The sequence below is a fragment of the Dialister succinatiphilus genome, from assembly GCF_928721695.1.
In the GTDB taxonomy this organism is placed as follows: Bacteria; Bacillota; Negativicutes; order Veillonellales; family Dialisteraceae; genus Dialister; species Dialister succinatiphilus.
Genome location: NZ_OV788641.1, coordinates 544,032 through 557,743, shown reverse-complemented (window position 1 = coordinate 557,743; position 13,712 = coordinate 544,032). Strand labels below are relative to the sequence as shown.

Here is a 13,712-nt window from a genome sequence, read left to right as displayed (position 1 = left end):
CCCTATCTCCGGCGCAGGCTGGAGGTAGGGGCTTTCTGTTTACAGGGAGATTCTATCTTTGCAGGCGGTTAAGAGACAAATCAGAGTGGTACCGCGGAAATCCGCCCCTGCTGGCAGCATATGCTGCCGGTGGGGGCTTTTTTGTTTCATCTTATCCCCTCAGAAGTCTGGTCAAGAATCATTTGTAGGAAGGCAGTCAAAGGAAAGAGGTTTTCATTATGCAGAAAAAATGGTTAAAAGGTATGGCAGCAATCATGGCAGCAGCAGCAATCTGCGGAGCTTTTGCAGGATGTGGCGGTGACAAGAAGGCCAATGGCAGTGCAGGTGGAGAACAGACCGTGAAATTTGGTTTCCTGGGAGCCTATACCGGACCGGCCGCTGCCTATGGGCAGGCCATGAAAGAAGGCACGGAACTGGCTGTAGAAGAAATCAACAAAGATCCGAACACAAAGATGAAAATCGATCTGAAAACCTATGATACCAAAGGCAACAAGGCAGAAGCCATTAATGCCATGAAGAAGTGCATTGAGCAGGATAAAGTACTGGCTATCGAAGGACCTACCCTTTCCGGCTCCATGTTTGCCGCAGGCCCCATTGCCCAGAAATCCAAAGTCGTTGCTTTCGGTACCGGCACCACGGCCCCTGGAATTACAGACCTGGGTGATTATATCTTCAGAAATGCTATCCCCGGCAAAATGGCTATCCCCATTACCGTAAAGAAAGCCCATGACAAACTGGGCTTCAAGAACGTAGCTATCATGTACTCCAACAATAACGACCAGATGGTAGGGGAACATGGCATTTACGAAGAACTGTTCAAGAAGATGGGCATTGATATCATTGATACCGAAACCTTTGCAGACAAGGATACCGATTTCTCCGCCCAGCTCACCAAGATTCAGGCTGCCAACCCTGATGTAATCTGCATTGCCGGCCTCTATCAGGAAGGCGCCCTCATCGTTAAGAAAGCCCGTGAAATGGGTATGAAACAGCCAATCATCGGCAACAACGGCTTCAACAGCCCGGCATATATCGAACAGGCCGGTGCCGCTGCCGAAGGAACCCTGGTAGCTACCCCGTGGAATGCAGAACGGAAGACAGAAAAAGCCCAGCATTTCCGCCAGGCCTTCAAAGACAAGTATGGTCATGAACCGGATCAGTTCTCTGCCCAGGCTTACGATGCCATTTACGTTATGCATGAAGCAGCAGAAAAATCGGGCAGCACTACGGATAGAAAGAAATTCCGTGATGCCCTGGCCCAGATTAAAGACTTCGAAGGCGCTACAGGCAAGTTCCAGTTTGATGAAAACCGGGATCCCAAGATGGATCTGGACGTTCTCCAGGTTAAAGACGGCAAGTGGGTTCCTTTCGCTTAATAGAAAAACATCTTTCCTTCAAAGAAAAGCAGGCATTTCGGTGCCTGCTTTTTATATGGGAGATATGGGGGCAGGAAAGGGTATGCTCCAAAGCAGGAGGGTTCTAAAGTTTGACGGGGCTATCGCCCCGAGGGTTCTTAGGTTTGACGCGCCTCCGGCGCGAGGGTTGTGGTGGCGCCTCTAAATTTATAGAAGGCGCCCTCTTATGATAAAACCTAACAACCGGGCTTCGCCCGAGGGAAAACAGGCCGACCTCGCTACGCTCGAGAAAGTTTTCCTCCTTTGGTAGCTGGCGCCACCACCTTCCCGCCCCGTTGGGAAGCGTGTCACTTGATTCTCAGTCGCCTACGGCTCTTTGCGAATCAGGTTCCCTTGCCACCACTTCGTGGTGGGACTATGGATGTTTAACCATGGGGCCATGTCTCTGCAGGAAAGCATAGAAACCTATTCTGCCCCCTGAACAGGGGTGGCAAGGGAACACGATTCGTAAGGAAGCGAAGCGACCTGAGAATCGTGTGACACGCTTTCCCGTGGAGAAGTCCGGCGAAGCCGGATAGGGGGAGGCGAGCGCAGCGAGCCAATCAGCAGAATGCCTATCATGTTATATGGCACTGAAAGTAAATCCCGTAACGCTGACTTTATACTCATCGCCCGAGAGGGCGATACCACAACCCTCGGCCTGAAAGGCCGTCAAACTTAAGAACCCTCCGGCCGCAGGCCGGTCCATCTTAAGAACCCTTTTCCTCAACCCTTCTACACAACCCTTCTACACAACCTGCGGCGCCAGCCGCGCCCCTCTTTTTCCCCTTGCCTTGCTGTGGTACAATGGTATGGTATAGTATTCAAAAATTTAAATATATTTTAGAAGCTTTTTCCATTCATAAGGAGATGGACATCATAGAATTCAAGTCATTTCGCATAGAAGATAAGCCGCTGATTGACGGCTTTTTCAAGATTCATCATTATGAGCAGATTGACTGCACTTTTAATACCCTTTTCCTGTGGCAGGAGGCCCACCAGACGAAGTGGGCGGTGCAGGATGATATTCTTTTCATCCGCGCCGGCAGTGGAAAGGATATGTTTTTCCTGCCGCCCTTTGCCCATAAGGAAGAAGATTTCGTTCACGGCCTGGACCTGATTCATGAAGAACTGGACAAGGCGGGCATGGAGTTCCGTCTGAAGTCTGCATCCCGCTGGGTGATGGAGCAGATTGAAAGACTCTGCCCCGGAAAATATGATTTCATTGAAGACCGGGACAATGAAGAATATGTGTACCGCACAGCCGATATGATTTCGCTTCCCGGCAAGAAACTGCGCATGAAGAAGAATCACCTGAATTCCTTCCTTCGCCAGTATTCCGATTATCAGTATGAATCCATTACAAAGGATAATATGGAAGATGCCAAAGAGGGCATTCATGAATGGTTCCTCCGTCACGGAGACATTGAGGAGGAAGAAGAAGCCATGAAGGTGTGCTTTGACAACTGGGATGCCCTGGGCGTGAAAGGCGCCATTATCCGCATTTACGGCAAGGTGGAGGCTTTCACCAACGGCGATCTGGTGAATGATAAAATGGCCCATATTATTTTTGAAAAGGCCAATCCCAATATCCGCGGTCTCTATCAGGCCATTAACCGGGATTTCCTGATTCATGAATTTGCGGACACGGAGTTTGTAAACAGAGAAGAAGATCTGGGCATTCCCGGCCTTCGGGAAGCAAAGATGGGGTATAATCCGGATCATCTGACAGAAAAATTTGATGTGGTGCTGAAGAAATAAGAAGGCTCCGGGGAGCCCTTTGTCATGGACCGCGCCCCCCTGTTCCCTGCCCCGTTTATGGGTTAAGGGGACCGCGAACAGGGTCAGCCAAATCAAAGGAAAGCGCTTTAATGGGCAGGCCAGGCGCCAGCTTTGGCTGACTTGCGCATCCGTATGCAGGATGTGCACCGGGGAAGGGGGCATTCAGCATAGAAAAGGTATTGTCTAAAGGGACATACCATACCCTTCCGCCTTCAGAGGCTCAGCGCCTTAAGAATCTTCGGGGCGAAGCCCCGTCAAATTTTAGAAACTTTGCGCCCCAAGGGCGCAGGGCCGTTTCCTGGCCCCAAGGAGGTACCCATGAAAATCAGAAAAGCTTCTGCTTCCGATACAGAAGACGTGAAGGCCCTCTGGGCCTACTGCTTTGAAAAACCGACGGATCCCTTCTTCCAGTGGTATTTCAAAGACCTGTATACACCGGAAACGGTGCTGCTGGGAGAGGAAAACGGGCAGGCTGCCTGTGACCTTCATCGCCGGCCTTATACCATGTCTGTGAGAGGCCGCCGGTTTGATACGGATTACATTGTCGGCGTAGCTACCCATCCCGCTGCCCGGGGGCGAGGGTATGCGTCATCCCTTCTTCGCAGCGCCTTCCATCTGGCTGCCCGGGAAGGGAAGCCCTTTGTGACCCTTATGCCTTCGGCTGCTTCCTATTACCTGCCCATGGGGTTTGGCTTTTTCGTGCACCAGTGGGAGAGGAAATCATCGCCGGAGCATCTGGCGCCGCTGGGAAAGAAACCGGTTTCCTGCCGGGTGCTGACGGATGGGGAAGGCTGGCAGGAACTGGCCCGGGTGTATGATGCCTATACCAGAGGCAGAAACGGCTTTACCCTTCGGGATGAAAAGTCCTGGAAATCCCATATCCATGGACAGCTTTTAGACGGATTCATCGCCCTGGTTTATGATGAAAAAGGGCCTGCCGGCTATATGTTCTACAGCCTGGCAGACCGGCGCCTGATTGTGACGGAAATGGCTTTTGCCAGTGAAAAAGGAAGGCAGGGACTCTATGCCTTTATGGCAGGCCACCGGGGATCCGTGGATGAATGCATCTGGTATGAACCACTGGACGACCGGTCTTTCCGGTACTGGGAAGACGGGGCGGAACATACCTATATCCGGAACCGCTCTTTCCCCTACATGCTTGCCCGCCTCACCGATCCGGTCACCGCTTTTGACGGACTGCCCTGCAATGACCATATCCATGGCACTCTGGCATTCCAGCTGGTGGATTCCTTCCTGCCGGAAAATAACGGGATTTATGTGCTTCGGGCGGAAGATGGGAAAATCAGTGCGCTGAAGGAAGATGTTTTTTACAGCTTGAAATGCCACATTGAAGATATTTCCGGCGTCCGTCTGGGAGAAGACATTCCGGAGCCCTCCTTCTGCATCGGTGCAGGCAGTCTGGCAGAGCTTTTCATGGGGGCCGCAGACCTTCCAGAACTGGACAGACTGGAAAAAATCAGCTGGCTTACGGCAGATGAAGAAGAGAAGGACCAGGTGCTTTCTCTGGCCGCAAGCCTGCTGCCGGCAGAAAAGAACTGGATCAATGAGTGGTTCTGAAGAGCGGAAATATTTTACCTACATGGTGCGCTGCGCTGACGGGTCCCTCTATACCGGGTATACGGTGGACAGTCTGGAAAAGCGCATCGAAACCCACAACAGCGGAAAAGGGAGCCGATACACCAGAAGCCGCCTGCCGGTGACCCTGGTGTGGTACCGCACTTTTTTCACGGAACATGAAGCCCGGTCCCTGGAGTGGCACATGAAGAAGAAAACAAAGAAGGAAAAGGAGGCCCTGGCGGCTTCCTTTGGAAAGGATAAGAAACAGTGAATTCTTCAGTACAAAAGACAAAATATCTGACGGAAGCGGCGGCAGCGGCAGCCATTGCGGCGCTGCTGGTACTGCTGAAACTGGTGGCGCCCTTCTTTGTTTTTATTACCATGCTCACGTCGGCCGTGCCCATTGCCGTAATCTGCAGCTTTCACGGCATGAAGTGGGGTCTGGGCACCAGCCTGGCGGAAATCTTTTTGGTCAATATTATCGGGGGACCGGAAATTGGCTTTACCACTGCCTTCTACGCCGCTGCCTTGGGCATGGCCATGGGATATGGATTCAGGCATAAACTGTCCTTTGCCAAAACCCTCCATCTCACAGCCCTGGCCTATGTAGTGGAAATGTCCTATAAGATTGCCGTGTCCATTTACATTCTGGGCATTGCAGACGCCCTGACCAGCGCCATTGACCGCTTTGTTTCCATGATTCAGTGGATCTGGAAGCCCCTGTCATTCCTCTTCCATCTGGACCCGGATCCTGGAAAGGCGGCATTTACCACCTCCGGCATGGTGATGCTGGGCCTGGTGTTTATTCTGAATGCCTACTGCTATGCCTATTTGAACCAGGAAATCGGCGTGGAAATCTTGAAGCGGCTGAAAGCAGGCAGGCGGGACTCCTGATATTCCCTGAAATCATAAAAGGCGTTTTTTATACAGAAAAAGAATACAGTGAAATAAGGATTGACAGAATCAGGGAAATCCTGTAATATCTATCTCAACTAAAAAAACAGCGATGATTGGGAAAAAGTCTGATGAAGGCCATGGCAGAGAGCCGGCGGATGGTGCAAGCCGGTATGGAGCATAAGGCGAACTCTCCCATGAGCACTGGAGCGAAGAAAGTAGTGAAGGCGGCAGTCCCCGTTACGGACAGAAAAGAAAGTACAATGCAGGGTGGTACCGCAGCTATGCCCCTGTCCCGAAACGGGACAGGGGCTTTTTGTATCATCATCCGTACTTTCTATGAAGAGATAAATCAGGGTGGTACCGCGGTTTCCCCGCCCCTGGTGGAATGATTCGTTCCATCAGGGGCTTTTTTGATGGAGCAGGAAAGAAGAACAGGAGGAAATCAAATGAAGAATTTCAAGAAGGCAATGAAAATGGCAGGCATCTGCTCCATAGCAGTGGTGATGATGGCAGGACTGGCAGGCTGCGGAGGGAAAGCAGGAAACAATGTATCCTCCGGCGCCAAAAATGCAGCGAAAATCGGCTTCACTGCCGCCCTCACCGGCGGCGCTGCAGCCTACGGGAAATCGGAAGAGGAAGGCGTAAGGCTGGCAGTGGAAGAGATCAACGGGAAAAGGGATTTCCCTATCGACCTCATGGTAGATGATACCAAAGCCGTGCCGGCAGAAGCCATGAACGCCACCAAGAAGCAGATCCAGGATAAGGCGTCCATCCTCATCGGCCCCATGACCTCCAATGAAGCCAAGGCAGCCGGTCCCATTATCCAGAATGCCAAAGTGCCGTCCCTGGAAATTTCCGTCACCGCTGAAAATATTACAGACATGGGAGACTGCATTTTCAGAAACTCCGTACCGGAATCAAAGAACATTCCCCAGACCGTGAAGAAAACCCATCAACTGCTGGGCTATCAGAAGGCGGCCATCCTGTATGCTCATGACAATGAACAGCATGTAACCGCCCAGAAATATTTCAAGAAGACCATGGAAGAAGAAGGAGTAGAAGTGGTAGACGTGGAAACCTTCGGCAGCAAGGACAGCGAATTCTCCGCCCAGCTCACTAATATCCAGACAAAGAACCCCGACGTCATCGTGGTATGCAGCTACTACCAGGAAGGTTCCCGCATTCTGAAGAAAATGAGGGAAATGGGCATGAACCAGCCGGTACTGGGAGACAACGGTTTCGTCTCCCCGGAACTGGGCCGCATGGCCGGCAGCGCCGCTGACAATGTATACGTATCTTCCATGTGGTCGGCAGAAAGAAAGGATGCCAGAGTACAGAACTTCGTGGACGCCTACACAAAGAAATACGGCCATGCACCGGACCAGTTCGCCGCCAGCGCCTACGACGGTGTGTACATGGCAGTGGATGCCATGAAACGGGCCGGAAGTACCACAGACCATAAGAAAATCCGGGACGCTCTGGCCCGGATGAAGGACTTCAAAGGCGTCTGCGGCACCTTCAGCTTCGACGACAAGAGAGATCCGGTGGTGGACCTGATCCTCATGAAAATGAAGGATGGAAAGTACAGCATGGTGGGCATGTGAGGAGCCTGTGGCGCGGTCGAGATCGGGACCGGGGCGGTGCTTTCCAGTATTCCCGAAGGTTGACACGCCTTATGGACAAGCCCTGACGGGCTTGAGGGTTCTAAAGTTTGACGGGGCTATCGCCCCGAGGGTTCTTAGGTTTGACGCGCCTCCGGCGCGAGGGTTATGGTGGGCGCCTTACATTTATAGAAGGCGCCCTCTTATGATAAAACCTAACAACCGGGCTTTCGCCCGAGGAAAAACCATACAACTGCCCTGCGGGCGTCGGAAATGCAATCCCCCTTTGGTGGCGAGCGCAGTGAGCCAATCACCAGCATGCATATCATGCCATATGACACAGAAAGGTGAATCCCGTAATGCTGACTTTATAAGCATTGCCAGAGGCAATCCACAACCCTCGGCCCGAAGGGCCGTCAAACTTACGAACCCTCCGGCCGTCAGGCCGGTCCATCTTAAGAACCCTTTCCCTCAACCCTTTTCCTCAACCTTTCTACACAACCTGCCGCCGACAGGCGGCCACAACCCTCGGGGCGCAGCCCCGTCAACCTATTAAAAAAAGAGCCGCCGAGCGGCTCTTTTTCAGGTATAATAGAGAAAAGAGAAGGGAAGGTATGAACCATGACATATAAACAACTGGGAGCCGCCATGCTGGCAGCACTTCTGATTTCCCTGTCCGGTGAGGTGGCAGAAGCCTCTCTGTGGCCGGGGCTGGCGTCAAAGGTATCTGAAAAATCCGGTGCCTTCCGTACCGACGATTTCCATCAGGGATCCATTACCCTCCGCAGCCCCTACCTGGTGACCCATTTGAACAATGCCGATTTTGCAGGTCGGGTGAATGCGGCCATTGCCCGGGAAAAGGACCGGTTCACCGAGGAGCTGGCAGCGGAGAATCAGGTAAAACCCACGGAAGGGTGGATGATCTGGCATGAAGGGCTCATAGGCAATTTCATCAGCAATAATGAGGGCATAACCAGCATCGTGCTGGTGGAGCAGAAGCTGTCGGCCGGTGACGAGCACGGGAAGACTTTTGCCAAGGGGCTCAATTTCAACGGCGCCGGCGATCTTTTCGACCTGACCCAGGTGCTGCCCCGCCTGACGGTGGCCGACGTGAATGCCTGCATTGAACTGACGGCGAAGAAGAAGGGCATTACCCTCCTTCCCAACCATGAGGTAACGGAGCTTCCCACCAATTTTTACGTAGGAAAGAACCGGGTGGTCTACGCCCTTTACCAGCAGGATGACCTGACGCCCTTCCGTGAAGGGGTCTTTTCCGTTCCCATCGGGAAGGTATAGAACTTTCAAAACTTGATTTCATGAAAAGGAGGAATCTCTATGAAATGGAAAACTGCCGCCCTGGCCCTCTCCTTTTTTCTGGCGCTTTCCGCAGGAAGTGCAGAAGCTGAATGGACCCTGGGGCCCGGCCTTGCGCCTCCGCTTCCCACCAACCCCGCCTTTTCCACGAAGGGCTGGCAGGAGGGCACCATGAATGTGAACATACCCGTTTCCAAAGATGAAAACCTGCTGAAGCGGGCCCGCATCAATGCGGCAGTGGAAGTGGAAACAGCCCGTTTCACCAGAACCATTGAAAAAAGAAATGAAATCTGGAAAACCTCGGGCTGGGTGACCTGGCAGTCTGCTATGGACAGAAAGGACAGCCCTGTTACCAGCTTCCTTTTGGTGGAATCCTCCTATCCCGACCGGGCGGCCCACCCCATGAGCCGCGCCGTGGCCATGAATTTCGACAGACTGGGGCACCGGGTCACCCTGAAGGATCTGCAGAAGACCATGGGAAATCTGACGGTGGAAGAGGTGAACCGACAGATTGATATCCAGTGTGGGGAAAGAAATATCCACCTCTTTGCCCGCCATGAGGTGAGAAAACTGCCGGATTTATTCTACATAGGAAAAGATAACCATGTGTATCTTGTGTTTGAGCCCTATGAAATTGGTCCCTACGCCAGCGGCTTCATTGCCATTGATATGGGAGAGGTGAAACTCTAGTGTTCTGGTGGGCTGGCGGGAACAGTGAGACCTCTGTCGTCTGTCGTCTATCAGCGGACAGCCGATTTTCCCAATAAAAAAGCGTTCCCGTTCGGGAGCGCTTTTTTGATGGGTCAGTCGATTTCAAATACCACAGTTACCTGTCCCTGCATTTTCGATTCACCGGGATCGATGGGGGTGGCGGCGTCGTTTTCTGCTCTGGCAGCAGCCAGCTTCACATTCATCATGCGGTAGGGAACTACGTTCACATGATCATCGCTGGCGGAAATGACATTGACCACATTTCTGCCCAGGGCAGCGGCGATGATTTTGGCCTTGCGGTACGCATCTTCCGTGGCTTTCCGCAGGGCTTCATCCTTGTACACCTCCGGATGGCTTACGGAGAAATCTACGGAATCAATGCGGTTGGCTCCCGCTTCCACAGCGGCGTCCATGACGCTTCCTGTTTTGGAAAGCTGGCTTACCACGATTTTCATGGTGTTGGTGCAGCGGTATTCCTTCGTCTTCGCATTGCCCTTGCTGTCATAGGTCTGCTGGGGATAGACATTATAATTCTGGGTCTCAATCTTTGATGCATCGGCGCCGGCAGCAATGACTGCATTTTTGACCGATGTCATGGCATTGGCATTTTCACGAACCGCTGCCTTCACGTTGGGAGAGGAAGTTTCTACGGAAACATTGACTGTGGCCATGTCGCTTTTGGCGGTGACTTCACTGGTCCCAGTGACGGTAATGCTTCTTCTGGCCGGTTCCTCCGCCTGGGCTGTCATGCAGGAAAAGGCGATGACGCCGGCTGTTAAAAAGGCAATCCACTTTTTATTCATATACAGTTCCTCCTATAAAATTGACTACAAGTCATATTATAAACAGGAAACGGTGCCCTGTCAACATCGGACTGGCAGAAGATAGAAGACAGATATCAGACGTCTGACATACAGTACTCCCGACAGCGAGAGGGTTCAAGCGCCTTCGGCGCCCGGGTTCAAGGCCTCGCCGGGGCTTCGCCCCTGGAGGCCTCCGGTTCCGCCCACAGAGCGGGCTGGTTCAAAGGAAGTTATGTAGTATCGCTGCTGCTGGCGAGGTATGGCGCCTGTCAGCGCCAATATAAATGCCGCCCATCGGCGGTTGCCCGGTTGTGTGGTTTTCATCCCACGAAGTGGAATCACAAACTCATCGCCCGACAGGGCGATACCACCACCTTCTGAACCCGCCCGTTGAAAGCGGGCAGAACCTTTTGAACCTTCTGAACCCGGGCCGCTCTGCGGCCCCATCCTATTTCACAATGCAGATATCCTTGAGAGCCCTCTTGGGAACACAGTAATTTTTGTTTTCGTCCAGGAAATATTTAATGCTTCCATTTTCCGGCACATCCACAATATGGCTTTCACAGGACGGATAGCCCAGGGCCATGAGGAGGCGAGGGTTCCAGTTTTCCGGCACCGAAAGGATATCCTTTACCCTGTTCCATTCCACAGCCCCTAAAATGGCGGAGCCGATACCGTAGGCGCAGGCGTTCAGGGCCATATTTCTTACCGCTATACCGGCGTCGATATCATCCCAGGGATTGCCTCTTCCTTCCTTACAAACCAGGATAAAGGCGGTAGGCTGTTCCCCTTCCTTCGGCGTGCCCAGCTCCTTTGGGAGCGCTGCGGCCCAGTGAATGGTGGGCTGCAGCTTCTTCACTAGGGCTGGATCCTTCACCAGTACATAGCGCAGGACCTGGCCGTTCATGGCGCTGGACACAATGCGAACGTTCTCCATGAGCTCCTGCAGAATGGCAGGAGCCACCGGTTTCTGGCTGAAACGACGGTAAGTACGGCATTGAATGGATAATTCCTTGAAATTCATGGTAAAACCTCCTTTGAAATGGTGTTCGAGAGTTCTGGCGTTCTGGTGGAGCCTATGGCGGCCATCGGCTATCGGCTATCGGCTGACCGCTGTCCGATGGCGGCGGGAAGCTGTATTCCCGAAGGTTGACACGCCCTTACGGGCGTGAGGGTTGAGTCAGCCGCCGGGCCTTTCGGCCCTGGGCTGCCAGGGTTCTGCCTGTGATCGACTTCGCCTTACAGGCGGGCCCCGGGCTCTCGCCCTCGGGAGTTAGATAGTATTGTGGAGGTCCTGCATAGGACCTCCAAGTCAGCCAAAGTAGGCCCGTAGCCTGCCCATTAAAGGGCTTACCTATTGGTTGGCTGACCGTGCCCGCTGGCGAGGTGGGCGCCTTTTAATTGATAGAAGGCGCCCTTTTATAAAAAACTTTACGACCGCCCTGGGGGCGTAGGAAAACAGGCCAGCCTCGCTCCGCTCGAGGAAATGCATTCCCCCTTTGATGGCTGGCGCCACCACCTTGCCCGGTGGGAAGCATGTCACTGGATTCGCGGGTCGCGGGGCTCCCCTATGAATCCAGTTCCTTTGCCACCCCCGCAAGCGGTGGCACTATAAAGCTTCGCTATGCTGTGAGCGACTTATGAAAGGAATGCTTCGCGGTGTTTTATTCTGCCCCGCTTGCGGGGGCAGTCCGGTGCAGCCGGATAGGGGGTGTATCTGCCGAAGGCAGATAATTCAGCAGAATGCTTATCATGCTATATGACTCATAAAGCCAATCCCGTAACGTTCTTGCGTCCCCTTTAGGGGAAGAGGGCCACGAAGTGGCGAAGGGATGTACAAGGGTAAGAATGATTATGATACTCGATGTGGACGTGACCGCCGAAAGGCGGCATTATAATACTCATCGCCCGAGAGGGCGATACCACAACCCTCGGCCTGAAAGGCCGTCAAACTTAAGAACCTTCCGGCCCAACAGGCCGGTCAATCTTAAGAACCTTTTTTCTGAACCCTTTGAACCCGGGGCCGCTTTGCGGCCCCTTATCGCCCTGCGGTTACTGTTCCCATTTCCAGGGGTTCTTCCGGATGGCGTAGTCCGCGAAGGGAATGTAAATGGACAGGATGCCGAAGGCAGCCAGGAAGAAGCAGTACCACATGTGGGGCACGATATCCATGGCGTTCATGGATATCCCGCTCTGGGAAGCCAGGGCGGCAGCGGTAAGGAGCTGGGCGCCGTAGGGGATGATACCCTGGAAGACGCAGGAAAAGATATCCAGAAGAGACGCTGATTTCCTGGGGTCCACATGGAAGCGGGCGGAAATTTTTCTGGCCACATCGCCGGAAACAATGATGGCTACCGTGTTATTGGCAGTGGCTGCGTCCACCAGGGACACCAGCAGGGCAATGCCCAGCTGGGCGGTGCGGGAAGAGTGGATATTCTTCTGGAGCTTTTCAATGAGCCAGGCGATACCGCCGTAGTATGAAATCATTTCCGAAATGCCGCCGCAGAAAAGAGCCAGGAAGAAGGCTTCATTCATGCTGGTAAAACCGGTCCAGATCTGGCGGGCAAAGGAAATGACGGACAGACTGCCGTCGGACAGGCCGATGATGCCGGCCAGGAAGATACCGCTCACCAGCACCAGGAATACGTTCACTCCCAGAAGGGCTAGAAGAAGCACTGCCACATAGGGAAGGACCTTCCAAAAGGTGAAATCGCCATGGCCGGCAGCTTCTACAGCAGGCACCGGGGCAAAGAGGAAGACCGCTATAGTCAGAAGGGCTGCCGGCAGGGCAATCAGGAAATTCATTTTGAATTTATCCTTCAAATTGCAGCCCTGGGTGCGGGTGGCGGCAATGGTGGTATCGGAAATCATGGACAGATTGTCACCGAACATGGCACCGCTCACGCAGGCCCCCAAAAGAAGGGGCGCCGGAAGGCCGCTCTTTTCCGCCATGCCTGCCGCAATAGGGATAATGGCTGCCACCGTGCCCATGGAGGTACCTGTGGCGGTGCCCATAAAAGCGGAAATAAGGAAAATGCCTACCGTCAGATACTGGGGCGGAATGAGACTCATACCCAGATTCACTGTAGCATCCCTTCCGCCCATGGCAGCAGCCACGGCGGAAAAAGCACCGGCCAGAATGTAAATCATGAGCATGGTCATGATATTGTCATTGCCGGCGCCTCTGGAGAAAATGCCGAATTTATACATCACTGGATCCCGGCTGAGACAGAAGGCCGAAAGGACGGCAATAAACATGGCCGTTACCGAAGGAAACTGGTAGAAAGCCATGGAAACGCCAGCGGCCTGGAAATACAGACCGGCGCCCAGATAGATGGCGATAAAGATGATAAAAGGGAGAAGGGCAAGGGGATTGCTCTGCCCGGGAGATTTGTATTTCATAAGTAACCTCGAAGATAGTGTTCTAGTGTGCTGGTGGTCATCCGCTATCGGCTGACCGATGGCCGCTGGCGAGGTACGGCGCTTCCGGCACCATTTTTTATACCGCCTTTGGCGTCAGGGAAACCATGGTTTTTTGTGCAGAATCGGCGGGAGGCTGTATTCCCGAAGGTTGACGCCCGCTTTCGCGGGCGAGGGTTGATGGCGCCGCCGGGCCTTTGGCCCTGGGCGCC

The 13,712-nt window shown here is 53.3% G+C and carries 11 protein-coding genes and 2 other annotated features (1 of these 13 only partly in view); of the genes, 8 read left to right on the top strand and 3 right to left on the bottom strand.

Annotated elements, in window-relative coordinates:
* Nucleotides 1-7, top strand: a binding site (T-box leader); it begins 194 nt to the left of the window's first position.
* A 211-nt stretch (nt 8-218) separates the two neighbouring features.
* From NW747_RS02505 to NW747_RS02470, 8 genes are all read left to right on the top strand, one after another.
* Nucleotides 219-1,376 (top strand): ABC transporter substrate-binding protein, encoded by a 1,158-nt coding sequence (locus NW747_RS02505; RefSeq protein ID WP_273097418.1) that lies wholly within the window; start codon nt 219-221, stop codon nt 1,374-1,376.
* Between the two features lie 888 nt (nt 1,377-2,264).
* The gene (locus NW747_RS02500; RefSeq protein WP_273187875.1) at nt 2,265-3,155 is read left to right on the top strand and encodes a DUF2156 domain-containing protein; all 891 of its coding nucleotides are present in this window, start codon (nt 2,265-2,267) and stop codon (nt 3,153-3,155) included.
* Nucleotides 3,156-3,494: 339 nt separating this feature from the next.
* On the top strand, nt 3,495-4,754 hold the full coding sequence (locus NW747_RS02495; protein ID WP_273187874.1) for a GNAT family N-acetyltransferase: 1,260 nt from the start codon (nt 3,495-3,497) through the stop codon (nt 4,752-4,754).
* Nucleotides 4,741-5,025, top strand: coding sequence for a GIY-YIG nuclease family protein (locus NW747_RS02490; RefSeq protein WP_273187873.1), 285 nt, complete (start codon nt 4,741-4,743; stop codon nt 5,023-5,025). Before NW747_RS02495 ends, NW747_RS02490 begins: the two co-directional genes overlap by 14 nt.
* Complete coding sequence (locus NW747_RS02485; RefSeq protein ID WP_273097292.1) at nt 5,022-5,648, top strand: DUF2232 domain-containing protein; 627 nt, start codon at nt 5,022-5,024, stop codon at nt 5,646-5,648. The genes NW747_RS02490 and NW747_RS02485 overlap by 4 nt, the downstream gene beginning before the upstream one ends.
* Before the next feature lie 103 nt (nt 5,649-5,751).
* Nucleotides 5,752-6,033, top strand: a binding site (T-box leader).
* A 64-nt stretch (nt 6,034-6,097) separates the two neighbouring features.
* Nucleotides 6,098-7,255, top strand: a complete 1,158-nt coding sequence (locus NW747_RS02480; RefSeq protein ID WP_273187872.1) for an ABC transporter substrate-binding protein — start codon at nt 6,098-6,100, stop codon at nt 7,253-7,255.
* Between the two features lie 618 nt (nt 7,256-7,873).
* The gene (locus NW747_RS02475; RefSeq protein ID WP_273187871.1) at nt 7,874-8,548 is read left to right on the top strand and encodes a hypothetical protein; all 675 of its coding nucleotides are present in this window, start codon (nt 7,874-7,876) and stop codon (nt 8,546-8,548) included.
* A 39-nt stretch (nt 8,549-8,587) separates the two neighbouring features.
* Nucleotides 8,588-9,256, top strand: a complete 669-nt coding sequence (locus NW747_RS02470; RefSeq protein ID WP_273187870.1) for an RsiV family protein — start codon at nt 8,588-8,590, stop codon at nt 9,254-9,256.
* Nucleotides 9,257-9,369: 113 nt separating this feature from the next.
* Here NW747_RS02470 and NW747_RS02465 read toward each other — a convergent pair whose 3' ends face one another.
* The 3 genes from NW747_RS02465 to NW747_RS02455 all read right to left on the bottom strand — a co-directional run bounded on the left by NW747_RS02465 (nt 9,370) and on the right by NW747_RS02455 (nt 13,482).
* Complete coding sequence (locus NW747_RS02465) at nt 9,370-10,080, bottom strand: SIMPL domain-containing protein (protein WP_273187869.1); 711 nt, start codon at nt 10,078-10,080, stop codon at nt 9,370-9,372.
* A gap of 448 nt (nt 10,081-10,528) precedes the next feature.
* Nucleotides 10,529-11,104 (bottom strand): nitroreductase family protein, encoded by a 576-nt coding sequence (locus tag NW747_RS02460; protein ID WP_273187868.1) that lies wholly within the window; start codon nt 11,102-11,104, stop codon nt 10,529-10,531.
* 1,028 nt (nt 11,105-12,132) lie between these two features.
* On the bottom strand, nt 12,133-13,482 hold the full coding sequence (locus tag NW747_RS02455; protein WP_273187867.1) for a Na+/H+ antiporter NhaC family protein: 1,350 nt from the start codon (nt 13,480-13,482) through the stop codon (nt 12,133-12,135).
* Nucleotides 13,483-13,712: the final 230 nt, after the last annotated feature.

What these genes read in the sequence shown, in the direction of transcription:
- NW747_RS02505 (WP_273097418.1), top strand. Translation starts at nt 219, where the DNA reads ATGCAGAAAAAATGGTTAAAAGGTATGGCAGCAATCATGGCAGCAGCA.
- NW747_RS02500 (WP_273187875.1), top strand. Translation starts at nt 2,265, where the DNA reads ATGGACATCATAGAATTCAAGTCATTTCGCATAGAAGATAAGCCGCTG.
- NW747_RS02495 (WP_273187874.1), top strand. Translation starts at nt 3,495, where the DNA reads ATGAAAATCAGAAAAGCTTCTGCTTCCGATACAGAAGACGTGAAGGCC.
- NW747_RS02490 (WP_273187873.1), top strand. Translation starts at nt 4,741, where the DNA reads ATGAGTGGTTCTGAAGAGCGGAAATATTTTACCTACATGGTGCGCTGC.
- NW747_RS02480 (WP_273187872.1), top strand. Translation starts at nt 6,098, where the DNA reads ATGAAGAATTTCAAGAAGGCAATGAAAATGGCAGGCATCTGCTCCATA.
- NW747_RS02475 (WP_273187871.1), top strand. Translation starts at nt 7,874, where the DNA reads ATGACATATAAACAACTGGGAGCCGCCATGCTGGCAGCACTTCTGATT.
- NW747_RS02470 (WP_273187870.1), top strand. Translation starts at nt 8,588, where the DNA reads ATGAAATGGAAAACTGCCGCCCTGGCCCTCTCCTTTTTTCTGGCGCTT.
- NW747_RS02465 (WP_273187869.1), bottom strand. Translation starts at nt 10,080, where the DNA reads ATGAATAAAAAGTGGATTGCCTTTTTAACAGCCGGCGTCATCGCCTTT.
- NW747_RS02460 (WP_273187868.1), bottom strand. Translation starts at nt 11,104, where the DNA reads ATGAATTTCAAGGAATTATCCATTCAATGCCGTACTTACCGTCGTTTC.
- NW747_RS02455 (WP_273187867.1), bottom strand. Translation starts at nt 13,482, where the DNA reads ATGAAATACAAATCTCCCGGGCAGAGCAATCCCCTTGCCCTTCTCCCT.